The 22,883-nt window shown below is 70.6% G+C and carries 24 protein-coding genes; 7 read left to right on the forward strand and 17 right to left on the reverse strand.

All coding sequences use genetic code 11. From position 1 onward, the window contains the following. Positions 1 to 29: 29 nt before the first annotated feature. From DQW85_RS20290 to DQW85_RS20310, 5 genes are all read left to right on the forward strand, one after another. The gene (locus DQW85_RS20290; RefSeq protein WP_113701871.1) at positions 30 to 1,271 is read left to right on the forward strand and encodes an ABC transporter substrate-binding protein; all 1,242 of its coding nucleotides are present in this window, start codon (positions 30 to 32) and stop codon (positions 1,269 to 1,271) included. Continuing rightward, positions 1,264 to 2,130, forward strand: a complete 867-nt coding sequence (locus DQW85_RS20295) for a carbohydrate ABC transporter permease (protein WP_113701872.1) — start codon at positions 1,264 to 1,266, stop codon at positions 2,128 to 2,130. The genes DQW85_RS20290 and DQW85_RS20295 overlap by 8 nt, the downstream gene beginning before the upstream one ends. A 1-nt stretch (position 2,131) precedes the next feature. Beyond that, on the forward strand, positions 2,132 to 2,986 hold the full coding sequence (locus tag DQW85_RS20300; RefSeq protein ID WP_113701873.1) for a carbohydrate ABC transporter permease: 855 nt from the start codon (positions 2,132 to 2,134) through the stop codon (positions 2,984 to 2,986). A 9-nt stretch (positions 2,987 to 2,995) separates the two neighbouring features. Then, positions 2,996 to 5,212: a hypothetical protein gene (locus DQW85_RS20305; protein ID WP_113701874.1), complete on the forward strand. Its 2,217-nt coding sequence runs from the start codon at positions 2,996 to 2,998 to the stop codon at positions 5,210 to 5,212. Between the two features lie 176 nt (positions 5,213 to 5,388). After that, positions 5,389 to 5,937, forward strand: a complete 549-nt coding sequence (locus DQW85_RS20310; protein WP_275888221.1) for an IS110 family transposase — start codon at positions 5,389 to 5,391, stop codon at positions 5,935 to 5,937. 337 nt (positions 5,938 to 6,274) lie between these two features. Here the strand turns inward: DQW85_RS20310 and DQW85_RS20315 are convergent, their stop codons facing one another. Beyond that, entirely contained in the window at positions 6,275 to 6,544 is a 270-nt protein-coding gene (locus tag DQW85_RS20315; RefSeq protein WP_113701875.1) for a hypothetical protein, read from the reverse strand. Continuing rightward, positions 6,523 to 7,128 carry a hypothetical protein gene (locus tag DQW85_RS20320; protein ID WP_113701876.1) on the reverse strand — a complete coding sequence of 202 codons (606 nt, stop codon included), beginning with the start codon at positions 7,126 to 7,128 and terminating at the stop codon, positions 6,523 to 6,525. The genes DQW85_RS20315 and DQW85_RS20320 overlap by 22 nt, the downstream gene beginning before the upstream one ends. Before the next feature lie 306 nt (positions 7,129 to 7,434). On the opposite strand from DQW85_RS20320, the gene DQW85_RS20325 reads away from it, so the two are divergent. Beyond that, on the forward strand, positions 7,435 to 8,448 hold the full coding sequence (locus tag DQW85_RS20325) for an NADP-dependent oxidoreductase (RefSeq protein WP_113701877.1): 1,014 nt from the start codon (positions 7,435 to 7,437) through the stop codon (positions 8,446 to 8,448). Between the two features lie 10 nt (positions 8,449 to 8,458). On the opposite strand, the gene DQW85_RS20330 is transcribed toward DQW85_RS20325, so the two are convergent. From DQW85_RS20330 to DQW85_RS20395, 15 genes are all read right to left on the reverse strand, one after another. Continuing rightward, positions 8,459 to 9,304, reverse strand: coding sequence for an SCO6745 family protein (locus DQW85_RS20330; protein WP_113701878.1), 846 nt, complete (start codon positions 9,302 to 9,304; stop codon positions 8,459 to 8,461). Positions 9,305 to 9,555: 251 nt separating this feature from the next. Next, positions 9,556 to 9,684, reverse strand: coding sequence for a hypothetical protein (locus tag DQW85_RS47695; RefSeq protein WP_275888220.1), 129 nt, complete (start codon positions 9,682 to 9,684; stop codon positions 9,556 to 9,558). After that, positions 9,681 to 10,775, reverse strand: coding sequence for an LLM class flavin-dependent oxidoreductase (locus DQW85_RS20335; RefSeq protein ID WP_113701879.1), 1,095 nt, complete (start codon positions 10,773 to 10,775; stop codon positions 9,681 to 9,683). The genes DQW85_RS47695 and DQW85_RS20335 overlap by 4 nt, the downstream gene beginning before the upstream one ends. Beyond that, complete coding sequence (locus tag DQW85_RS20340; protein ID WP_113701880.1) at positions 10,772 to 11,806, reverse strand: LLM class flavin-dependent oxidoreductase; 1,035 nt, start codon at positions 11,804 to 11,806, stop codon at positions 10,772 to 10,774. The genes DQW85_RS20335 and DQW85_RS20340 overlap by 4 nt, the downstream gene beginning before the upstream one ends. Further along, complete coding sequence (locus tag DQW85_RS20345; protein WP_113701881.1) at positions 11,803 to 12,981, reverse strand: LLM class flavin-dependent oxidoreductase; 1,179 nt, start codon at positions 12,979 to 12,981, stop codon at positions 11,803 to 11,805. Before DQW85_RS20345 ends, DQW85_RS20340 begins: the two co-directional genes overlap by 4 nt. Further along, entirely contained in the window at positions 12,978 to 14,297 is a 1,320-nt protein-coding gene (locus DQW85_RS20350; protein ID WP_113701882.1) for an NtaA/DmoA family FMN-dependent monooxygenase, read from the reverse strand. Before DQW85_RS20350 ends, DQW85_RS20345 begins: the two co-directional genes overlap by 4 nt. Continuing rightward, a complete protein-coding gene (locus DQW85_RS20355) occupies positions 14,294 to 15,205 on the reverse strand; it encodes a glutathione S-transferase C-terminal domain-containing protein (protein ID WP_113701883.1) in 912 nt (303 codons plus the stop codon). Before DQW85_RS20355 ends, DQW85_RS20350 begins: the two co-directional genes overlap by 4 nt. Before the next feature lie 16 nt (positions 15,206 to 15,221). Beyond that, positions 15,222 to 15,734, reverse strand: a complete 513-nt coding sequence (locus DQW85_RS20360) for a flavin reductase family protein (protein ID WP_113701884.1) — start codon at positions 15,732 to 15,734, stop codon at positions 15,222 to 15,224. Between the two features lie 401 nt (positions 15,735 to 16,135). Continuing rightward, a complete protein-coding gene (locus DQW85_RS20365; RefSeq protein ID WP_113701890.1) occupies positions 16,136 to 16,576 on the reverse strand; it encodes a GNAT family N-acetyltransferase in 441 nt (146 codons plus the stop codon). Between the two features lie 32 nt (positions 16,577 to 16,608). Then, positions 16,609 to 17,586, reverse strand: coding sequence for an ABC transporter substrate-binding protein (locus tag DQW85_RS20370; protein WP_113701891.1), 978 nt, complete (start codon positions 17,584 to 17,586; stop codon positions 16,609 to 16,611). A gap of 19 nt (positions 17,587 to 17,605) precedes the next feature. Beyond that, on the reverse strand, positions 17,606 to 18,367 hold the full coding sequence (locus DQW85_RS20375; protein WP_113701885.1) for an amino acid ABC transporter ATP-binding protein: 762 nt from the start codon (positions 18,365 to 18,367) through the stop codon (positions 17,606 to 17,608). Continuing rightward, positions 18,364 to 19,230: an amino acid ABC transporter permease gene (locus tag DQW85_RS20380; RefSeq protein ID WP_240197306.1), complete on the reverse strand. Its 867-nt coding sequence runs from the start codon at positions 19,228 to 19,230 to the stop codon at positions 18,364 to 18,366. Before DQW85_RS20380 ends, DQW85_RS20375 begins: the two co-directional genes overlap by 4 nt. Positions 19,231 to 19,805: 575 nt before the next feature. Continuing rightward, the gene (nusB, locus tag DQW85_RS20385) at positions 19,806 to 20,216 is read right to left on the reverse strand and encodes a transcription antitermination factor NusB (protein WP_113701886.1); all 411 of its coding nucleotides are present in this window, start codon (positions 20,214 to 20,216) and stop codon (positions 19,806 to 19,808) included. 1 nt (position 20,217) lies between these two features. Beyond that, positions 20,218 to 20,778 carry an elongation factor P gene (gene efp / locus DQW85_RS20390; protein WP_113701887.1) on the reverse strand — a complete coding sequence of 187 codons (561 nt, stop codon included), beginning with the start codon at positions 20,776 to 20,778 and terminating at the stop codon, positions 20,218 to 20,220. Between the two features lie 25 nt (positions 20,779 to 20,803). Then, positions 20,804 to 21,856 carry a M24 family metallopeptidase gene (locus DQW85_RS20395; RefSeq protein WP_113701888.1) on the reverse strand — a complete coding sequence of 351 codons (1,053 nt, stop codon included), beginning with the start codon at positions 21,854 to 21,856 and terminating at the stop codon, positions 20,804 to 20,806. 105 nt (positions 21,857 to 21,961) lie between these two features. On the opposite strand from DQW85_RS20395, the gene DQW85_RS20400 reads away from it, so the two are divergent. Further along, positions 21,962 to 22,883: glycoside hydrolase family 9 protein (locus tag DQW85_RS20400; protein WP_205315262.1), on the forward strand; the 922-nt coding region annotated here is incomplete at its 3' end.

The raw sequence follows: 22,883 nt of genomic DNA on the forward strand, positions 1-22,883 counted from the left end.
GACTCTGAGCGACTTCGAAAGGTTCCAACATGCGCATCGCACGACTCACCGTCGCCCTGACAACCGGCCTCGCGCTGGTCACGGCGTGCGGCGGCACGGATGGCGGCAAGTCCGACGGCGCGGACGCCGGGGGCGGGCCGGAGACCATCGTCTTCGCGCTGGCCGGACTGGGCCCCGAGGGCGAGGCCACACAGGCGGCGATCAAGGACTTCGAGCGGGCGAACCCCTCGATCAAGGTCGAGGTGCAGGTGCTCTCCACGGACGCGACCCAGTACCTGCAGCAGTTGCAGCACCGGTTCGTCGCCGGGTCGGGCACGCCCGACGTCTTCAAGGTGGACGGCATCTACCCCGCGTCCCTCGCCAAGGCCGGCTGGCTCCTCGATCTGGACACGCTCAAGCCCGACCTCGGCGCCTTCATGCCCTCGTCGCTGACCGCCGGACGCTATCAGGGCAAGACATACGCGGTGCCGTGGTTCATCAACACCGAGGGGCTGTTCTACCGCACCGACCTGGTCAAGGTTCCCCCCAAGACCCCCGAGGAACTCGTCGCGGCCGCACAGGCGGCGATGAAGGCCAACCCGAAGGTGAAGTACGGCCTCGCCTTCGAGGGCGCCAAGTACGAGGGCGCGATCACCGCGTTCCTCGCCATGGCCGGCGGCTTCGGCGGCAAGCTCGACCCCGCCAACCTCGACACCCCCGAGAACCGGCGGGCCCTACGGTTCATGCGCGACTCCATCCACCAGACCAAGATCGCGCCCCAGGCGGTCACCGGCTGGAAGGAGGGCGAGGTCCAGCAGGCGTTCAGCTCCGGCCAGGCGGTGTTCGCGCTCAACTGGCCATTCGTGTTCTCCGCCTCCGAGGGCATGCCCGCCGCCGGGAAGATCGGGTTCGCCCCGTTCGCCGGGACCGGCGCGACGCTGGGCGCGGAGATGCTGGCCATCAATGGCAAGAGCGCGCACACCGCCGCCTCCTGGAAGCTCATCCAGCACCTCACCAGCGCCGACGTCCAGGTCAAGCGCGCCCTGGCGACGGGCAACCCGCCCTCGGTGACGGCCGCCTACAACGAGACCCTGTTCGCCGAGGCCCCCTATTTCAAGCAGGTCCAGAAGGTGGCCGAGGTCGCCGTGCAGCGGCCCGTCGCGACCAACTACCCGAAGATCTCCGACCGCCTGCAGACCATGCTGTCCTCTGTCCTGTCGAACCTGACCCCGCCGGAGCAGGCGCTGACCACTGCCGCCTCCGAGGTGCGGGACATCGCCGCGAATGGCTAGGCCCTCCTCCGACCGACTGGGCTACCTGCTGGTGGCCCCGACCGTGCTCATCCTGCTGTCCATCACCGCGTTCCCGCTGGCCTACAACCTGTGGAACTCCCTCCGCCACGTCGTGCTGACCGATCCCTCCAGCGCCGGCTTCGCCGGCCTGGAGAACTACCGGGCGCTGCTCGGCGACCCCCAGTTCGCCCAGGTGCTGGCGAGGACCTCGCTCTTCACCGTCGTCTCGGTTTCGGTGCAGATGGCTGTGGGGCTCATGGTCGCGCTCGTCCTGCACCGGCGATTCCGAGGGCGCGGCCTGGTGCGGGCCGCGGTGCTGATCCCGTGGGCGGTGCCGACCGTGGTGGCCGCGATCTCGTGGAAGACCATGCTGGATCCGCAGAGCGGGGTCCTGTCGTTCCTGTTCGGGGTGGACACCGCCTGGCTGGCGGGCGAGTGGACGGCGTGGATCGCGATCGCGGTCGCCGACGGCTGGAAGACCGTGCCGTTCGTGGCGATCATCCTGCTCGCCGGCCTTCAGGTCATCCCCGGCGACATCTACGAGGCGGCCCGGGTCGACGGCTCCGGCGCCTGGCACGCTTTCTGGAAGCTCACCCTCCCGCTGCTCAAGCCCGCCCTAATGGTGGCGCTGATCTTCCGTACGCTCTCCGCGCTTCTGATCTTCGATGTGATCTTCATCCTGACCGGAGGCGGTCCGGGCGACACGACCGAGACGCTGTCCTACGTCACCTGGCGCGAGTTCCTCGTGGAGTCCGACTTCGGCGGGGGCGGGGCCGTCTCCGTCCTCATGCTCGTGCTGTCGCTCGTCATCGCCGGGGCCTACACCCGCCTGTTCCGCCTCGACCGGCGGGAGGGATGACATGAGGGCCACCGGACACGGAAGGCGTAAAGCGCGAGCCCTCCCCCGTGCCGGGTTCGCGCTGCTCGTCGCCGCGATCCTCGTCTCCTCGCTGCTGCCGTTCCTGTGGATCCTGCGGACCTCCCTGATGAGTTCGCGGGAGTTCTCGGGAGGGGTGGCCGGCCTCCTGCCGGCCGACCTCACGTTCTCCAGCTACGCGGAGAACTTCGCCGACGAGACCTTCCTGCGCTCCCTCGGCAACAGCATCCTCATCTGCCTGGCCAGCACGGTGCTGTCCGTCCTCCTCGCGACCCTGGCCGGATACGCGCTGGCGCGGCTGAGGATCCGGGGCGCCGGGATCATCCTGGGATTCGTGCTGCTCGCCGGCTTCTTCCCGGTGCTGGCCATGGTCGGCCCGCTGTTCCTGGTCTACCGGGAGCTGGGCCTGCTCGACTCGCCGGCAGGTCTGGTCATCGCCTACATGGTCTACACGCTGCCGCTCGCGACCTGGCTGCTGAAGAACTTCTTCGACCAGATACCCGGCAGCCTGGAGGAGGCCGCCATGGTCGACGGCGCCACCAGGCTGCAGGTGCTGTGGCGGGTCGTCGTCCCGGTGGCGCTGCCCGCGGTCTTCACAGCCGCGATCCTCTCCTTCATCCTGGCGTGGAACGATTTCGCCTTCGCGGTGTCGTTCCTGCAGACCCCCAGCGAGTTCACGGCGCCGCAGGCGATCGTGAACTTCGGCCAGAGCCAGTTCCAGATCTTCTACAACCGGATCGACGCCGCTGTGGTCGTCATCACCCTGCCCGTCGTCCTGCTCGTCCTGTTCGCTCAGCGGCGGATCGTCTCTGGGCTGACCGCCGGGGCGGTCAAGTAAGGAGCTTCCTTGACCATCGACTTCCGACACGCTCCGGACAGTAGCTGGACGCTGATCTGCCGGCCGGACGACCCGCACAAGACCCTCGTACGGGAGGACGGGGCGCTGCTCTACGGATTTCACGCGAGCGCCTTCGACGCCTGGCACTTCGACGCCGTCGTGGAACTGTCCGCACAGACGACGCACACCCCGGTCCGCGTCACCCAACGGACGGAGTCCGCCCGCCGGGCGATCGTCCACACCGTCGTCGAGTACCCCAACCAGACCCTGAAGCTCACCGCGTTCGCCGGGTACGGCTCAGGCCGCCACGACATCGTCCTGTGGACCGTCACCGCCTCCGCCGAAGTGCTCACCGGCCTGCGCGTCGACGCCTATCTACGGGGCTCGAGGCTGGCCGGCGCGGGCGCGGCCCCCCACCACCGGGTCTACGCCGTGCCGGAGACGCCCGCACCGGTCACCGCCGACTGGACCGACGGCCTGCCGACCGTGGACAGCGTCCCGGACGGGTCCTGGAGCCTGTCGTCGCTCGGCCACCCCCTCGTCGGCGTCTACGCCCGCGGTTTCCGCCCCGCCAGCGGCCTGATGACCCGGCCGGTCGTGCTCATGCCGGGCGAGAGCGTCAGCGGGGCCATAGTCGTGCCGCTGGACGGCGGCGGCGAGCCGGACCTCCCCCGGGCGCGGTCCATGCTGCTGGACGAACGCCGCTACTGGGACGCCCTCGAAGTGCAGCCGCTCGCCCTGGAGGTGCCGGACCCGGACGTCCAGGACATGCTCACGGCCTCTGCCCGCAACATGCTCCAGGCGAGGGAGCTGGAGGACGGCCTGCCGGTGCTCCACGTCGGCCCCACCATCTACCGCGGCCTGTGGCTGGTCGACGGGCACTTCCTGCTGGAGGCCGCCCGCTACCTCGGCCTGGACGACACTGCGGACGCCGGGCTCGATGTGCTGATGCGCCGTGTCAAGCCCGACGGGTCGATCATCCAGCTCGCCCACGAGCCGCACATCAAGGAGACCGGCATCGCCATCGCCACGATGGTCAGGCAGGCGCAGCTGACCGGTGACCTCGACGGGCTCAGGCGTCGCTGGCCCACTGTCCTGGGCGCCGTCGCACACATCGCCGAGCTGCGCGCGAAGGCCGCCGCCCTGCCCGCCGACCATCCCCTGCACGGGCTGCTCCCCGAGGCGTTCGGCGACGGCGGCCTCGGCGGCTCCCGGCCCGAGTACACGACCGCGGCCTGGCTGCTCATCGGACTCAAGAACGCCGCGATGGGCGCCCGGATGCTCGGTGAAGAGGCCGGCGAGCTCGACGGCGCCTACCAGGACCTGCTCGACACCTTCAAGAAGTCGGCAGCCGCGCAGCGCCGGCTCACGCCCGACGGCAGCCTGCACTACCTGCCGATGGCGCCGGGCGGCGACGGCACACATCAGTTCCTGCCGCACGCCGAGGAGCACGACGTGCCGCCCTGGCGGGCCGTCCAGCCGGAGACCGCCACCTGGGCGCTCTGCCACGCCGTATGGCCCGGCGAGGTCTTCGCCCCCGACGACACCGTGGTCACCGACCTGCTGTCGCTCCTGGAGTCCAGGGACGGGCGGCAGGGCATCCCGGCCACCACCGGCTGGCTGCCTTACCGTGCCGTCTGGACCTACGCGGCGTCCTTCGCGGCCCACGCCTTCCTGTACGGCGGGCGGCCCGGCAAGGCGGCCGACTACCTGTACGGGTTCGCGAACCACGCCTCCCCGACCCGCGTCTGGCGCGAGGAGCAGCCCTTCACCGGCAGCGGACACCCGCAGATCTGCGGCGACATGCCGCACAACTGGGCCTCCGCCGAGTTCGTCCGGCTGGTGCGCCACATGCTGGTCTTCGAACGCGGCGACGGGCTCGACCTGCTGCCCGGCGTCCCGCGGGGCTGGGTCGAGCCCGGGTCGGCCATCCGCGTGGAGCGGACGCCCACCCGCTTCGGGCGCGTCACGCTCGACGCACGCGCGAGCGAGGAGGCCCTTGAGGTGCGTGTTTCCCGCGAGGCAGCGCCGGGCCCGGACCCGGTTTCCCGCGGTGATACAGCGGTGCCGGGGCAGGTGACCGCCACCCTCCGCCTCCCGGCCGCGTTCGCCGGCGAGGTGAGGGTGGACGGCGTGACCGTCCGGCCGTACCCCTCCGTCCGGCTGCGGCTGGGGGACGGCGCCGACGTCCACGTGGTCGCCTCGCGTCGTCCCTCCTCCGCTTAGATCCAGATCCGCGCTTCGGGCGTGCTCGCGTGAATGAGAATCAGTGAGTGTGTTGCCCGCTGACGTCGGTTCACCTTGGCTGGTGCAAACTTTGGGGCTCCGCGGGCGGCACACGCGTCTTGATCAGCACGTTGCGATGAGGGGCGGGACGGTATGCAGGTGCTCTATGCGCGGCGATCGATGTCGGCAAGGACGAGATCGCCGTGGCGCTGCGCACTCCGGGTGACGGCCCGCAGGGGCGGATCACGATCAAGCGTACGTACAAGACGTTCTACGCGGTGCTCAGGGAAGCCGCCCGCTGGCTGGCCGGCCAGGACGTGACCCACGTGGCGATGGAGGCCACGGGGATCTACAGCACGCCGGTCTGCCACGCCATGATCGAGCATGGCGGGTTCGAGCAGGTGCTGGTGTGCAATCCCGGGCACGTCAAGAACGTGCCCGGGCATAAGACCGACTACGCCGACGCCGAATGGCTGGCGCAACTGCTGGAGTGCGGGCTGCTGAATGCCTCCTTCATCCCCAGCGCCGCGGTCAAGGCCGCCCGGGATGTGCTGCGGTATCGCACCAAGGTGGTGCAACAGCGCACCTCGGGGTCGGGCCGATGGCCGCCGCCCAGATCATCGGCGAAATCGGTGTCAGCCCGCAGGAGTTCTTCGCCAGGGCGGCCAAACGCGAGGACTACTTCACCACCCGCAAAGACCACGAGAAGGAAACCCAGCGGCTGATCGCCTGGGAGGACTCCGGCCGCAGTGATCGCGCCTTCGAACTCGGCGAGGTCTGTGAGCGCGTCTCCCGCCTCGACGACACCCTGATCGCTCTGGGTTGGTTTCTCCAGCTCGGCCCCAATGGGCCGGCGTTCAACTGGAGGCTGCCTCGCCACCGCCGGCAACGACAAAACAGCGCGGATCTGGGACACCACCAACGGCACCGAACTCTCCATCACTCACGCCACGTCCCTCAGCGGCGTGGCCTTCAGCACCATCACCTCGGGCACTCCCGCGCATACATCTCTGGCAATTGCCCGAGTGACAGCGGTTTCGCCGCGGGGCAGCGAGAACGGGGCTATCCGGTCACGGGCTCGTTCTCGGGCCGGGTGGATCGCAGGGCGTTCAGGGCGGCGCCGGGCTCGTCGGCGAAGAAGCGGATCACGCTGACCTCCGCCCGGCGGCCGAGCGGCCGGACGACGGTGACCGGTACGGCCAGTTCGACGACCACGTTGGTCTGGGAGGACACCGCGACGGCGAGCCGCCCGTCCGCCACCGAGACCATGCTCTTCTCGTTGTAGTTGCGGGACAGCCGGGCGGAGGAGATCAGCTCGCGTGGGACGCGCACGTCCAGGTACTCGCCGAACCGGACGCGCAGTTCCTCGGCGGAGACCAGTGGGGCCGGACGGCGCCGGAGGCGCCGAGCGCCACCGCTAACAGCACGCCGTAGACGTCGAGCACCAGCACCGAGACGCGCACCGGGCTGGGCACGTCGAGGGAGACGAGCAGCAGGTCGATGCCGGCCGTCTCCACCACCATCAGGAACAGCATGATCAGCAGGCTCGGCGCCTGCTCCTTCGCGTACGGCACCGCGACGGCCCCGGCCGGCAGCCGCTCGCGCCGCCGCAGGGCGAACAGCGCGATGCTCACCAGGCCCTTCAGCTCGAACTCCACGAGCCTGCGCACCCGCACGGGCACCAGCTGATCCACGGTCGCGGACAGCGCCGCCCGCCGCCCGGCTCCACCCCGCCGCCCGCTCCCGTACAGCCGGTACGCGACCACCGCCGCGAGGCAGAGCACCAGCGCGGCCACCGCCTCGGCCGCCACGACCGCGGGGGCGGGAAGCGGCGTGCCGGAGGCGACCAGGATCACGAGGAGCAGCTCGGCGGGGACGACGGCGTAGAGGGCGGCACGCGCCAGCCTGAGCGTCACGGCCCCTCCTTCAGCAAGATCACGATCAGCCGCATGCCCCCATTGGATACGTTGACGCCGCGACAAGGTCAAGCCTGCCCGGCGTAGCCGGGCGGGGAGCCGACCCCTGCCAACGCCCCCCGTTGCCTCGCCTCTTGCCCGGTGCCGCTCCCCGGGATTAACCTCACGGTGTTCATACCGACCAGTCGGTTTGATCAGGGAGGAGGCCGACCGGCCCCCTCCACTGCACGGCGGCCCCGCGACCCGCCGCCGCAGGTACGGGACCGCACCCACACGCGGGCACCGCCGACATGAGGAGCCGTCCAGATGAGCCGCACCAATCACCAGTACCGGCTCGCCGCACGACCTGTCGGGCTGCCGAGGCCCACCGACTGGGAGTACGTCGAGGAACCGGTCGCCGAGCCCGGCGAGGGCGAAGTGCTGATCAAGGTGCTGTACCTCTCGCTGGACCCGGCCATGCGCGGCTGGATGAACGAGGGCAGGTCCTACGTCCGCCCCGTGGAAATCGCGGAGGTCATGCGCGCGGGCGGCGTGGGCCGCGTGATCGCCTCCCGCCACCCGCGGTTCGCCGTGGGCGACCACGTGTCGGGCGCGCTCCATGTGCAGGAGTACTGCCTGTCGGACGGCCGCGGTCTGACCAAGGTCGATCCGGCGCTGGCGCCGCTGCCGGTGCACCTGGGTGTCCTGGGCTCGCCGGGCATGACCGCCTACTTCGGCCTGCTCGACATCGGACGGCCCGAGCCCGGGCAGACCGTCGTCGTCTCCGGCGCGGCCGGGGCGGTCGGCAGCGTGGTGGGGCAGATCGCCAAGATCAAGGGATGCCGGGTCATCGGCATCGCGGGCGGTGAGCGCAAGTGCCGTCTGGTCGTGGAGGAGTTCGGCTTCGACGCGTGCGTCGACTACAAGTCCGAGGACGTGCGCAAGGCTCTGCGCGAGGTGGCGCCCGAGGGCGTGGACGTCTACTTCGACAACGTCGGCGGTGACATCCTCGACGCCGCGCTGACCCGTCTGGCGCGGGGCGCCCGGGTCGTCATCTGCGGCGCGATCTCGCAGTACAACGCCACCGAGCAGGTCAAGGGCCCGGCCAACTACATGTCGCTGCTGGTGAACCGTGCCTCCATGACGGGAATGGTGGTCTTCGACTACGCCGACCGGTACCCCGAGGCCGCCGCCGAGTTGGCCGAGTGGCTGTCGGCCGGGAAGCTGCGGTCACTGGTGGACGTGGTGGACGGGGGCGTGCAGGCGTTCCCCGACACCCTGCTGCGGCTGTTCAGGGGCGACAACACCGGCAAGCTCGTTCTCAAGCTGGCGGACGGGTGAGGGCTCGACCCTATTCGGACAGGAGTTTCCGGAAGGCTTCCTGGTTGAGGAGTCCGGAGTCGACGACGGCGCTGCCGAAGGGGCGGGCCAGTTCGGCCAGGCGCTCGCAGCCGTCCTCGCCCAGGGCGGCGTAGGCGGGCACGGCGAGGGCGTCCGTACGGTCTTCGATGTGCTGGCGCAGGGCCTTGCCCTCGGCGCTGAGCGCCTCCCCGTCGAGGAGGCCGCGGGTGCGAAGGCGTTCCACCGCGGCGGCCCATTCCTCCTCAGGCCAGGCGCGGCTGACCCTGAGCACGACGGAGGGAACCTCGCCGCTGGCGCCGTGCAGCACCAGGGCCTCCAGACCGTCGATGCCCTCGCTGAGCAGTGCCGCGATGTGGCCGTCTCCCCGGAACTCGCGCAACAGGGTCTGGGCATGCCACAACTGCTGGACCGGCTCGCCCGGCCAGGGCAGGGCGGCATGGGCGGCGAACAGGGGCCGGCCCTGCGGATGCTCGCAGGCCGCCAGGGCGGCCCGCCGCGTGAGGCCGACGATCTCGTCCAATCCGTCGAGCTCGTGGATCCCGGCCCGGCGGAGAGCCTCGGAGGCGGCGTCGAACCGGGCGGCCAACATCTGCTCGGGGGTGACCACCTCCCAGGCGGAGGGCAGTGCCTGCCGTACGAGAGCGGGGCAGAAGTTGTAGAAGGTCCCGATGATCAGCTCCGCCGACGCGCGGCCGAGCGGCGCGCCCCGGGAGGCGAAGTAGCCGGCCCTGCCCTTGAGCCCCAGATCGGCGTACCGCCGCACGGCCTCGGGCACGAAGTAGATCATGCCGTGCACGGGTTCCAGGCGACGCCATGCCTGTCGTACTGCCTTCACGCACTACCCCCTATGGGATTCGGCGAGGCGAGGCGACCCGCCAGACCAACCAGTCGGTATCCAGAACTTAGTTCTGCGGAGTGCCGGCGTCAACGCTCTCGATCCAGACCTTCGCCCCCTTCCCCGCGTTACGTCCTCTGCCGGGAAGGGATCTGGGCAGCGCGCGGGCGATGGCGACCCGCACGACCATGCCGGACTCGCCGACCACGCCGGGCGTATCGCCCGCGTGCGGGGTCGCGCAGGTCGAGGGTCTAGGTCAGCCCGTCGTCCGGCACCTTCCACGACTTGGCCGGCCACGGGCGGAACGTCCCGTCGTCGGCCTTCGACGACGGGCGCGTCGAACCGGTCGTGATCGGCTGCGCGGGGATCAGGCGCCTCACGGGCGGTTCCATGCTTCGGCGAGCAGCTCGTACGAGCGAACGCGGTCTTCGTGACCGTGGGTGATGGTGGTGACGAGCAGCTCGTCGGCCCCGGTCACCCGGCGCAGCACGCGCAGCCGCTCGGCCACCTGCTCGGGTGAGCCGACGAACTGCGTGTCGATCCGGTCCTTGACCAGCTCCCGGTCCGCGTCCGTCCAGGCGTGGGCGTCGGCCTCCTCCGGCGTCGGATACGGCATCGCGCCCGTGCCCGTCCGGATGCTGCGGACCCACAGGCCGTACCCCTTGGCGAGGTCACGGGCCCGCGCCTGGCTCTCGGCGACGACCGCGTCCGCCGAGACGATCACGTACGGCTCGGCGAGCGTGTCCGACGGCTTGAACGCCTCCCGGTAGGCCTCGACGGCCTCCAGCACGCTGGACGGGCTGACGTGGTAGTTCGCCGCGAACGGCAGCCCGCGCTCCCCCGCGACCTGGGCGCTCTGTCCGCCGCTGCTGCCGAGGATCCACACCTCCACATCCGCGCCTTCGCCGGGCACGGCGCGCGCCTGGTGTGTGCCCTTGAGGAAGGCGAGCACGTCGTCGATCTGGTCGGCGAAGTCGGGCGTCCGCGCGCCCGGCTGCTGGAGCAGCGTCGCGTAGTGGGCGAGATGAGGATGCCTCGCCAGCTGCGAGAAGTCGAACGGCGGTGGGATGAGCAGCCCGTCCACGATCCTGGCCGGCTCGGGGTCCGGGGCAACGGCCTTGGCCGGTTCGGCGCGGCGCTGCCCCGAGCGGCCGATCCCCACGTCGACGCGGCCCGGGTACAGGGCATCGATGAGCCCGAACTGCTCGACCACCGACAGCGGCGTCTGGTGCCCGAGCTGCACTGCGCCCGACCCGACCCGGATCGTGGACGTGGCCGCCGCCACCAGCGCGATCAGCACGGCCGGGGCCGAGCTGGCGACGCCGGGCGCGAAGTGGTGCTCGGCCAGCCAGTAGCGGCGGTAGCCGAACTCCTCGGCCCGCCTGGCGAGGTCGATGGTGTTGCGCAGCGCCTCCGCGGCGCCGCCGCCCGACACGATGGGGGCGAGGTCGAGGATGGACAGCGTTGTCATGCGGCACCTCCGGGGAACGGCCGGCTGGGGATCTCCGCGCGCAGCGCTGGCGCGATCTCGGTCTGAAACAGCTCCAGCGCGTCCCGGTGCTGCTTCGGCGTGAGCCCGTCGGCGTCGGCGTGCAGGTGCATGACCTCGTGCCCGAACCGCTTGTGGTAGCGCAGCACCTTGTCGATGATCTGCTGCGGGCTGCCGACGAGGATGGAGCTGCGCTCGATGGCGTCCTCCAGGGTGGGGAAGACGATCGGCAGGCCGAGCTTACGCTGGAACTCCACGCGCGCCTCATAGATCGGCCGGTAGGCCGCGATGGCGTCCTGCGAGGCGCGGGCCGCGTAGTAGCCCGCGGTCCCGGCCGCGACCAGCGCGTCGGCCGGGTCGTGGCCGTAGTGGGCCCAGCGTTCCCGGTAGTGGTCGATCAGCTCGGCGTAGGGGTCGATGGGGTTGGTGACGTTGGCGGAGAACAGTGGGTCGCCGTACCTGGCCGCCAGGTCCACCGACTCCTTGCTGGTGGCGCTGCCGTGCCAGACCCTGATCGGCCGCTGCAGGGGCCGCGGCCAGGTCTCGGCCTCGACCAGCGGCGGCCGGAAGCGGCCCTCCCAGGTGACCTTGTCCTCCCGCCAGAGGCGGCGGAACAGCTCGTACGACTCGCGGTTGCGCTCCCACTGGTCCTCGGCCGTGACGTGGAACAGCTCGGCCTGCGCCGCGCCGTTGCCCTTGCCGATGATCAGCTCCAGCCGGCCCTCCGACAGATGGTCGAGCGTCGCGTAGTCCTCGTACGCCCGGACCGGGTCGAGCAGGCTCAGCGTGGTGACCGCGGTGAACAGCCGGATCCTGGACGTCCTGGCCGCGATGTGGCTGAGGACCACCGGCGGCGAGGAGGAGATGAACGGCCGCTCGTGCCGCTCCCCCACGCCGAAACCGTCGAAGCCGAGCTCCTCGGCCAGCACGGCGTTCTCGACGACCTCGCGGAACCGTTCGGTGGGCGACCGGTCGTCGTTGTGCACGATCAACGTGATGGCCAGGAATTTCATCGCACCTCCGCGTAACGGCCGGCCGGGCGCGGCAGGCCGAGCAGTCCGCGGAGCGTGGCGGCCTCGTACGCGTGCCGGAACGCCCCGCGTGCCCGCAGTTCGGCGGTCAGGCCGCGGGTGACTTGCTCCAGGTCGTGGGGCACGGCGCCGGGCCGCAGCCGGAAGCCCTCGATCCCGGCCCGCCGCCAATCCAGCAGCACGTCGGCCAGCTCTCCCGGGGTGCCGGTGAAGATCGCGGCGTCGGAGACGAGCTCGGCCCCGTCCAGTTCGTCGAGCCGCGCCTTGCGCCGGGCCGCGTCCTCGCCAAGGAGGACGAGCAGGTCGGCGAAGATCTTCACCTTGTCCGAGAGGCCTCTGACCTTCTCGACGATGGCGCGGGCCTGCTCGGCCGAGTGCGGCGTGACGTACACGACGTCGGCGCTGCTCGCGGCGAACTCGTACGGCAGCCGCGCGTGGGCGAGCACGGTGACGACCGGCTGGCCCTGCGGCGGGCGCGGCGTGATCGATGGCCCCTTGACGGAGAAGAACGGCCCGGCGAAGTCGATGTAGTGGAGCTTGTCCCGGTCGATGAACCGGCCGGTGGCCGTGTCGCGGATCTCGGCGTCGTCCTCCCAGCTGTCCCAGAGCCGCCGCGCCACCTCGACGGCGTCGGCGGCCTCGGCGAACAGGTCACGCAGGTGCGGGTCGGCGGACAGGTCCTCGCCGCCGGGCCGGTCGAGCAGCCGGTCGAGCAGCCGGTCGAGCGGGGGGAATTCTCTGCGGCCGAAGTGGCGCGCTTCCGAGGCACGCGGGGAGACCTGCGGCCGCCATCCGGCCCTGCCGCCGCTCACGTGGTCGAGCGTGGCGATGCCGATGGCCACGTGGAACGGCTCGGTATGGGTGACGGTCGCGGTCGGCACCAGCCCGATCCTGCTGGTGAGCGGCGCCAGCCGGGACGCGAGCAGCACCGCGTCGAACCGGCCACGCACCTGGTCGGTACGGTCGTCGGAGGCGTCGGGCAGGGTGGACTGCAGGCCGAGGGCATCCTCGATGGTGACGAAGTCGAGCAGTCCCCGCTCGGCCTCGGCCACAAGTGCCGCCCAGTGGCGGGCCGAGAAGACGTCCGGCGAGGACTCGCGCCAGGCGGCGGGATGCCAGCCCGCGCCGTCCAGCGCCACGGCGAGGTGCAACGTCATGCGAGCTCCAGATGTTCACGCAGGGTGGTGCCGGTGTAGTGGGTGCGGAAGGCGCCGCGCTCCCGGAGCAGCGGCACCACCCGGTCCACGAAGTCGTCCAGCCCGCCGGGCGTCAGGTGCGGCACGAGGATGAAGCCGTCGGCGGCGTCCGCCTGCACGTGCTCGTCGATCAGCCGGGCCACGCTCTCGGGGGTGCCGATGAACGTCTGCCGCCCGGTCACCTCGATGACCAGCTCGCGAATGCTCAGTCCCTTCTCCTCGGCCAGCGCCCGCCACTTGGCCGCCACGGCCGCTCGGTCCTTGATCGGCACCCGTCCCTGGGAGACGCCTTCCGACAGATCAGGCTCGACCTCTGGCAGCGGACCTTCCGGGTCGTAGGCCGACATGTCACGACCCCACACCTGCTCCAGGAACGCGATCGCGGTCTGCGGCCCGACCTGCTGGCGGCGGATGCGGGCGGCGTTCTCGGCGGCCTCCTCGTCGGTGTCGCCCAGCGCGAACGTCACGCCGGGCATGATCTTGAGCTGGTGCGGTTCGCGGCCGTACTTGGCCAGGCGGCGCTTGACGTCGGCGTAGAAGCGCTTGCCGTCCTCCAGACCGCCGTGCGGCGTGAAGATCACATCGGCGTTGGCGGCGGCGAACTCGCGCCCCTCGTCCGAGTCCCCTGCCTGGATGACCACCGGGCGGCCCTGCGGGCTGCGGGGCAGCGTGAAGCGGCCCTCGACCGAGAAGTGCCTGCCCCGATGCTCGACCGTGCCGATGCCGCCCGGCCGGACGAACGTGCCCGCCGCCGGGTCGGCGGCGACCGCGTCCGGGCTCCAGGAGTCCCACAGTTCGCGCGACAGCCGGACGAACTCGGCGGCCCGCTCGTACCGGTCGGCGCGGTCCAGGTAGCCGCCGCGGCGGAAGTTCTCGCCGGTGAAGGCGTCGGACGTGGTCACCACGTTCCACGCGGCCCGGCCCTCGCTCAGGTGGTCGAGCGTGGACAGGCGCCTGGCCAGCTCGTACGGCTCGTTGAAGGTCGCGTTGACGGTCCCTGCCAGGCCCAGCCGGTCGGTCACCGCGGCCAGCGCGCTCAGCACCGTGAGCGCCTCGGGCCGGCCCACCACGTCCAGATCGTGGATACGGCCTTTCAGCTCCCGCAGCCGCAGGCCCTCGGCCAGGAAGAAGAAGTCGAACGTGCCACGCTCGGCCGTCCTGGCGAGATGGACGAAAGAGGCGAAGTCGATCTGGCTGCCGGAGCGGGGGTCGGTCCAGACGGTGGTGTTGTTCACCCCGGGGAAGTGGGCCGCCAAGTGCACCTGCTTACGCGTCATCGGCCCCGCCCGTGCGGCGCGTCCCAGGTCGCGGGCAGGCCCTCGGTCGTCTCGCGGAAGGCGGGACGCTGGTAGAGGTCGCGGGCATACGGCCACAGGTGCTCGAAGTCGGCCAGCTCCCGCTCGCTGATGAGATGGCCGCGGTTGTACTCGGCGTCGAACCTGGCCAGCGTCACCCACAGCCGCACGTCGGCCTCGGTGATCGTGTCACCGGCCAGGAAGCGCTGCTCGGTCAGACGCTCATCCAGGCGTTCCAGTGCCGAGACGACCACGTGGCGCTCCCGCTCGCTCTCGTCCTCGGTGGCGGCGCGGGCCACGCGGGAGACGCCGGTGTTGACGTCGTAGTAGATCCACCCGTTCAGATAGTCGATCTCCGGGCGGAGCGCGTCGGGGTAGAGGTCGATCGACGTGTCCGCCCACTGCTCGAACTGGGTGGCCAGGTCCACCGTGATGTTGGGGAAGTGGTTGCTCACGATCCCGTTCGTCTGCCGGTCCCAGAGGACGGGGACGGAGATGTGGCCGCCGTACCCTCGCTCGGTCGCCTCGTAGGCCTGCTCCAGCAGGGTGAAGCCGTTGACCGGGTCGGGGCCGCGGCGTTCCCTGAACGCCCAGCCCCGGCCGTCGCGATCGTCGTCCACGTAGGACAGCGAGACCACGTCCTCCAGGCCCTTGAGCTTGCGGACGATCGCGGCCCGCTGGGCGTACGGGCAGACCCGGGCGACGTAGAGGTGGTAACGGCCGGGCTCGGCGAGAAAGCCGCTGGAGCCGTCGGCGGTGATCCGGCCCTGGAAGGGGTAGACAGGACGGTTCCAGTCCGGGGACAGGTGCAGGCGGCCTGGGCCGTAGCGGCCGTACGCGGCGTGGTCGACAGGGCTCGCGTAGACCGTCGTCTGTGTGGAGATGGACACGGGTTGTTCTCCGGGTTCAGGAGTCGGGGTGGGCCAGGAAGCGGCCGAAGCGGCCCTGGTGGTAGAGGAGGGGGCGGCCGGCGTGCCGTACGTCGGCCTCGGCGACCAGGCCGACCACCAGGAGGTGGTCGCCGACCTCGGCGCGTTCGTAGGGCAGGCAGATCAGGTGCGCCGAGACGTCCTGCAGCAGCGGCGCGCCCAACGGTCCGGACCGCCAGCGGGTGGGCGCGGCGAACCGGTCGATGCTCTTGCGGGCGAAGCGGGCCGCCAGCTCGGCCTGGTCGCTGGTCAGGATGTTGACCGCGAAGTGGTCCGCGGCGCCCAGTTGCGGCCAGGTGGTCGAGGAACGGTCAACGTAGAAGGAGACCAGGGGCGGTTCGAGGCTGACCGAGGAGAAGGAGGTGGCGGTGAGGCCCACGGGGATGCCGTCGCTCTGCGCGGTGATGACCACGACGCCGCTGGCGTGCAAGGCGAGCGCCTGCCTGAAGTGGTCGGCCGCGATGGCCCGATCGGGCAGTGTGTCGGTCATGCGGGTGCCCGTTCCGGTATGTACGGCCGGCGGGGGCCGGAAGTGGATGAGCACATGATCACGAGAGAGTTCCTCACGGGAGAAGGCATGCTCACGCGGCGCCCCGGCGGCTGCCGGGGGCGCGGAGGAAAAGAGGACTCGTCGGCGAGGGCGTGGACGGCGCCGGCCACGCCGGGAGCACGAGGGTGGGATTTCGGCGGCTACGGGTCCATGATCAACGACACTGTGCGCTGGCGACGTGGCCGAAATCCACGTGGGAGCGCCTTGTCAAGAGGAAGCCCTGGCTCATACCGACGACGCTAGGCCGCCACCCCGGATAAGTCAATATTTCCTACTGGTTTAGAGGGTAATCCTCACGCGTCGCTCACAGGAGGGCGGGGACAGGCGTACGACACGGCCCTTCACATGCGAAGTCGCAGATCCTTGACGAAGGCGAGCGGGCCCTGAGCGGGGCGGTCGGCCACGTCGAACTGCGGGTCGTACCCGCTGGCCAGGTAAAGGCGCACGGCCTCGGGCTGGCGTGGCCCCGTGGTCAGGTGGACGCGGCGGTAGCCGCGGCGCAGCGCCTCCCGCTCCAGCTCGCGTACGACGAGGCGGCCCAGCCCTTCGCCGCGGCGGCGCGGGTGCGTCCAGACCCGCTTGAGCTCGGCGGTCACCGCGTCGTAGCGGCGGAACGCGCCACCGGCCACGGTCTCGCCGCCGGACACCACGATCAGGAAGGCGCCGTGCGGCGGCGCGAACTCGGCCTCGGGATACCTGGCGAGCTCGTCGTTGCGGCCGTAGCGCGAGGTGTACTCCAGGTCCAGCCCGGCCAGCAGCGGCGCGGCGGCCGGGTCCGACATGCCGACGAGCCGCACCTCCGCGGTGAGCTCGCTCAGGACTCCTCCCGCGGCAGGCCGGGCGGGTTGATCTGCGACTCGGGGATCGCCTCGTTGGCCAGGCCCCATCGGTCGAGGACCTCCTTGTACTTGCCGTTCTTGATCACTGTGTTGAGCGCCTCGTTGAGCGGCTTGACGAGGCCGTTGTCCTTCTTGGTCATGGCCGCGATGAGGCCCTGCAGGTCCGGCCCGGCGCCGGAGAAGGTGCCGACGATCCTGGACCCGCCGCTGACGGCGATGTTGTAGGCGATGTTCGGGTTCGGGCCGAAGTAGGCCTGAACGCGGCCGGACTTGAGCCCCAGCAGCACGTCGCTGTACCTCTCGTAATAGAGGATCTCGACCGGCTTCAGCCCGGCGGCCTTGTTCTGCTTGTCCCAGTCGAGAAGGATCTTCTCCTGGTTCGTGCCCGAGCCGACCGAAACGCGCAGCCCGGCGATGTCGGCGGGCTTGGCGATGGCCTTGATGGGGCTGTTCTCGGGGACCTGCCAGCCGAGCTGGTCGACCCGGTACGTCGCGAAGTCGTAGGTGTCCTTGCGCTCCTCCGTGACCGTGACGTTGTTGAAGACGACCTCGTCCTTGCCGGACTTGGCGGCCAGGAAGAGGTTCTCCCACGAGCTGATCTCCGGGGAGATCTCCAGGCCCAGCACGTCGGCCACGAGCTGGGCGACGTCGGTCTCCACTCCGATCAGGGTGGTGTCGTCGTCGGCGCGGAACACCAGCGGCGCCGCGCCCTGGCCGCTGAAGCCGACGGTGAGCTTGCCGTCGGCGGCGATGTCCTTCGGCACCTGGGCCGCGATGGAGTCCACCTTGTCGGCTCGCACCCGGTTCTGGTCCGGGCCAGTATTGATCTTCTTGCCCGCCACCACGGGGGCGGTCGTCGCAGACGGGGCGGTAACGGTGGGCTCGGCGCCACAGGCGGCGGTCAGCAGGAGGAGCGCGGGCACGCCGAAGGCCCGCGCGAGCGAAGCGCGCATGTCCATGTGTCCTTAGGAGTCAGAGAACTTTGCTGAGGAAAGTGCGGGTACGGTCCTGTGCGGGGGCGTCCAGGATCTGGGCGGGCGGTCCGAGCTCGACGATCCGGCCGGCGTCCATGAAGGCCACGGTGTCGGCCACCTCTCGGGCGAACCCGATCTCGTGGGTGACCACGATCATCGTCGTGCCGCCGCGGGCGAGGTCTTTGATGACGTCCAGCACCTCGCCCACCAGCTCGGGGTCCAGCGCGGAGGTCGGCTCGTCGAACAGCAGCAGCTTGGGCTCCAGCGCCAGCGCCCTGGCGATGACGACACGCTGCTGCTGACCGCCGGAGAGCGTGCGGGGATAGGCGCCGGCCTTGTCCGCCAGGCCCACCCGGGCCAGCAGGCGTTCGGCCAGCGGCTCGACCTCGCCGCGTGGCCGGCGCTGGGCCGACAGCGGCGCCTCCATGACGTTCTGCTGGACGGTGAGGTGCGGGAACAGGTTGAACGCCTGGAAGACGAACCCGATCTGGGTGCGCTGCCGCAGCACCTCGCGTTCGGGCAGCTCGAGCAGGCGGTCGCCGACCTGGCGGTAGCCGAGCAAGTGCCCGTCCACCCGGACCGAGCCGCGGTCCACCTTCTCCAGGTGGTTGATCGTACGCAGCAGCGTGGACTTCCCCGACCCCGACGGGCCCACGATCACCAGGACCTGCCCCTGGCCGACCTCCAGGTCCACACCGCGCAGCACGTGCAGGGAACCGAAGCTCTTGTGCACCCCACGCAGCTCCACCATGGGGGTCATGCCCGCCCCCTGCCGTAGTACCGCTCCACGTAGTGCTGCACGATCGACAGAACGGTGGTCAGGATCAGGTACCAGATGGCCGCGACCAGCAGCAGCGCCATGACCCTGCCGTTGCGGTTGTAGATCACCTGCACCTGATAGAACAGCTCGGGCAGCGCCATGATGTACACCACCGACGTCCCCTTGACCAGGCCGATGATCTCGTTGCCGGCGTTGGGCACGATGGTCCGCATGGCCTGCGGCAGGATGATCCGGAACAGCCGCCGCGCCGGCGGCAGTCCCAGAGCGGCCGCCGCCTCCCGCTGGCCGTGGTCCACCGACAGCAGACCACCGCGGACGATCTCGGCGGCGTACGCGGCCTGGTGCAGCGCCAGCCCGAGCACCGCCGCGGTCAGCGGCCCGATCAGATCCATGGTGCCGAAGTCGAAGAACCCGGGCCCGAACGGCACGCCCACCGACAGCCGGGGGTAGAGCAGCGCGAGGTTGTACCAGAACAGCAGTTGCAGGATGAGCGGCACGGACCGGAACAACCACACGTATCCCCAGGCCACCGACGACAGCAGCCGGTTGGGCGAGATCCGCATCAGGGCCAGCACCGTGCCGAGCGCGAACCCGAGCCCGATGCCCAGCGCGGTCAGCTCCAGCGTGAGCAGCACCGAGCGCACCACCGACGGGGCGAACAGGTACTGCCCGACGATGTCCCACTCCCAGGCGGGGTTGGTCACCAGGGCGCTGGCGGCCATGGCCAGCAAGACGAGCACGACGACCGCGGCCAGCCACCGCAGCGGACGGCGGGCCGTCACCACCTCCAGCGGCCGCCCCGCGTCCTGATGGGGCGGCGCCTGCAGGTCGGGCAGCATCATGAGCCGCCTCCAATTTTGATCACGGAATCACTCCTGGACAGGAGGAAGGGACGTTGATGACGAGATTTCGTGATCAATGACACTGCGCGCTGGCGACGTGGCCATGGTCCACGTGCGGACGTCGGGTCAGGTTCGCGGCCTGGCTCATGACCATGAAGCTACGAGCACATCAGCATAAAGTCAACTTTTCCTACTTGATATACATGTATTTGGCCGACGGCCGCGGCGATCCGCTGGGGAAGCGACCCGGACAGGGCGGCGGGCTTCGGCGTCGAGCACGGAGCCCCGGCCGCCCGTACTCCCGCCGAAGCCGCGTCGCAGGCCGCCGTCGTCACGCTAACCCCGTCCACCGGCCTCTACCTGGGCCTTCGCGACGTACGGCCGGGCACGCCGGTGGCGGCCGCGGGCTCGGACGCAGTCTCACGCCGGGGGCCCAGGGGCCGGGAGGCCACCGGCAAGGGGGCAGCCGGGGGAGCTCCGCCCCCCGTCGGAGCGCCCGGAGCACGCGCGCGGAGCGCGCCCCGGCGCGGAGGCCCTTGCCTTTGGGGCCCTGGGTTTCTACCGGCTCTGGGTCTCTAGAGGGTCAGGCTGGGCTTGAGCTGCTTGAAGCGGGCCAGGAGCCCGTTGATGAACTGCGGCGACTCGTCGGTCGACAGCTCGCCCGCGAGGTGCACCCACTCGCTGATGACCACGCCCTCCGGCACGTCGGGCATCCACAGGAGCTCGTACGTGCCGCCGCGCAGCAGGTTGCGGTCCACGGCGGGCATGCGGTCGAGGGTCCAGCCCTCGGAGTAGGTGGTGATCAGCTCGTCGATGCGCGGCCGGTGCCGGGCGACGCCCTCGACGATGGCCGAGGTGTATTCGTTGACCGGCGGCTCCTTGCGCTCCACGCGCTCGGCGAGGATCTTCAGGGGATCCTCGCCGCGGAGTTCGGACTCGAAGAGGATGTCGAGCGCGCGCCTGCGTGCCTTGCCTCGGGCCGACACCTCAGGCCCGGCCGAGGTATTCGCCGCTGCGCGTGTCGACCTTGACCCGCTCGCCGGTGGTGATGAAGAGCGGGACCTTGATCTCGGCGCCGGTCTCCAGGGTCGCGGGCTTGGTGCCGCCGGTGGAGCGGTCGCCCTGCAGGCCGGGCTCGGTGCTGGCGATGGTCAGCTCGGCCGCGGCGGGCAGGTCGACGTAGAGCGCGGAGCCCTCGTTGAAGGCGACCGTGGCCAGGGTGTTCTCCAGCATGTAGTTGGCGGCCTGGCCGACGGTGCCGGCGGGCACGTTGACCATGTCGTAGGTCTCGGTGTCCATGAAGACGAAGTCGTCGCCGTCGCGGTAGGAATACTGCATCTCGCGCTTGTCGACGTTGGCCACGTCGACCTTCACGCCGGCGTTGAAGGTCTTGTCGACGACCTTGCCGGACAGCACGTTCTTGAGCTTGGTGCGCACGAACGCGCCGCCCTTGCCCGGCTTGACGTGCTGGAACTCCACAACGGCCCACAGCTCACCGCCGTCGAGCCTCAGCACCATGCCGTTCTTGAGGTCGTTGGTCGTCGCCACTCGTTCTCTCCCGCGTGCGGCCGCTCTAAAGGACGAGCAGCTCCTTGGTCGTCTTCGTGAGGAGTTCCGGCTCGCCCTCACGTGTCACGAGGGTGTCCTCGATGCGAACGCCGCCCTGGCCGGGAAGGTAGATCCCCGGCTCGACTGTGATCGGAACTCGATCCTCTAGTTTACCGGTCCGCGAGGGGCCGAGGAACGGATCCTCGTGGATCTCCAGGCCGACGCCGTGGCCGAGGCCGTGCCGGAAGTGGCCGCCGTGCCCCGCGGCCTCGATGACGGAGCGGGCCGCCGCGTCCACCTCCTTGGCGCCGGCGCCGGGGGCGAGCGCCTGGCGTCCCGCGCGCTGGGCCGCTGCCACCAGGTCGTAGATCTCGCGCTGCCAGGCGGCGGGCTCGCCGAGGCACACGGTGCGGGTCATGTCCGAGTGATAGCCCTGGTAGAGGGCGCCGAAGTCGAGGGTGACCAGGTCGCCGGCGCGCAGCGGCCTCTCATCGGGGGTGTGGTGCGGGATCGCGCCGTTCTCGCCCGCGGCGACGATGCTCTCGAAGGCGGGCCCGTCGGCGCCGAGATCGATCATGCGCGCCTCGACGAGGCGGGCGATCCGCCGCTCGGTCGTGCCCGGCCTGATGCCGCCCTCCCGGCACACGGCGGCGAAGGCCTCGTCGCCGATGGCGCAGGCCGTGCGGAGCAGGTCCAGCTCCTCCGGGTCCTTGACCGTGCGCAGCCGCTCGACGAGCGGCGGCAGCGGAACGAGGTCCGCCCCGAGCCGGTTGAACGTCGCCACGCTCATATGCGTGGCCTCGATGCCCATGCCCGGCGCGGCGAGGGCGGCCGCCACGTCGGACGCCTCGACGGCCGCGACGTCCAGCCCGCGCGTCTTGTCGATGTAGCGGTTGTCGGTGGCCAGCAGCGCCGAGCCGTCGGCCCTGACCAGGACGGCCGCGTTGGAGCTCTCCAGGCCCGTGAGGTAGCGCACGTTGACGGCCGAGGTGACGAGGACGGCCTCGACCTCGTGGGCGGGCAGTGCCTGGGCGAGCCTGGCCCGCCGCTCGGCGTGGCGCTGGGGGTCGATGCTCATGGCGTCAATGTACGTCGCACGCGGCTCTTGACCGTCCCGGTGGCCACCGTTACCGTCGCCCTACCACGTTAGGAAGGTTTCCTAACTTTCAAGGGAGGCGCTGCGATGAGGTCGGCCTTGGCGATCGCGTTGACCGTATTGACCTTAGGAAGCACTCTGGGCGGCGGCCCCGCGTCGGCGGCGGCGCCGGAGCCGGGACACATCCGCGTCGACCAGGTGGGGTTCGCGCCCGGGGAGGCCAAGCACGCCTACCTGATGACGCGCGACCGCTCGCCGGGCGCGCGCTTCAGCGTCGTCGACCGTGACGGCCGGGTGGTGCTCAGGGGCACGGCGGGCCGTGACCTGGGCTCCTGGAACGCCGCCTACGGGCACGTCTACGACCTCGACCTGTCGCGGCTGCGCAGGCCGGGCACGTACCGGATCACCTCGGGCGCGATGACGTCGCCCACGTTCCAGATCGCCCCGGCCTCACCCGCCGGGAAGATCGTCGGCTTCTTCCACGGGCAGCGGGACGGCGGAGGTCGCCATCGCAACGACCGCGCGGCGTCGGTGTACGAGTGGCCGGTGTTCACCGGGCCGGACACCGACCAGATCTCCGGCGAGCTGAAGCGGATCGGCGGGCCGGTGGACGTGGAGGGCGGCTGGTTCGACGCGGGCGACTACCTGAAGTTCACGCACATCCTGTCGTACGTCGACGCGCTGCTCTGGGCGTCGAGGCGGGACGGCGGCCCGGACGCCCGCTTGCACCGCGAAGCCACCCATGGCCTGAAATATCTGGACAAGATGTGGGACGAGGGCACCAAGACCCTCTACATCCAGGTGGGCATCGGCGCGGGCGACAAGGAGGGCACGTTCGTCGGCGACCACGACGTCTGGCGCATGCCGGAGGCCGACGACACCTCCGAGCACCCGTTCCTGCGCGACCGGCCGGTGTTCCGCGCGGCCGACCCGGGCCAGCCGATCAGCCCGAACCTCGCCGGCCGCACCGCCGCCGCGTTCGCGCTGGCCGCGCAGGTGGAGCCGTCCC

Origin of the sequence: Nonomuraea lactucae (assembly GCF_003313395.1) — a bacterium.
GTDB classification, from domain to species: Bacteria; Actinomycetota; Actinomycetes; order Streptosporangiales; family Streptosporangiaceae; genus Nonomuraea; species Nonomuraea lactucae.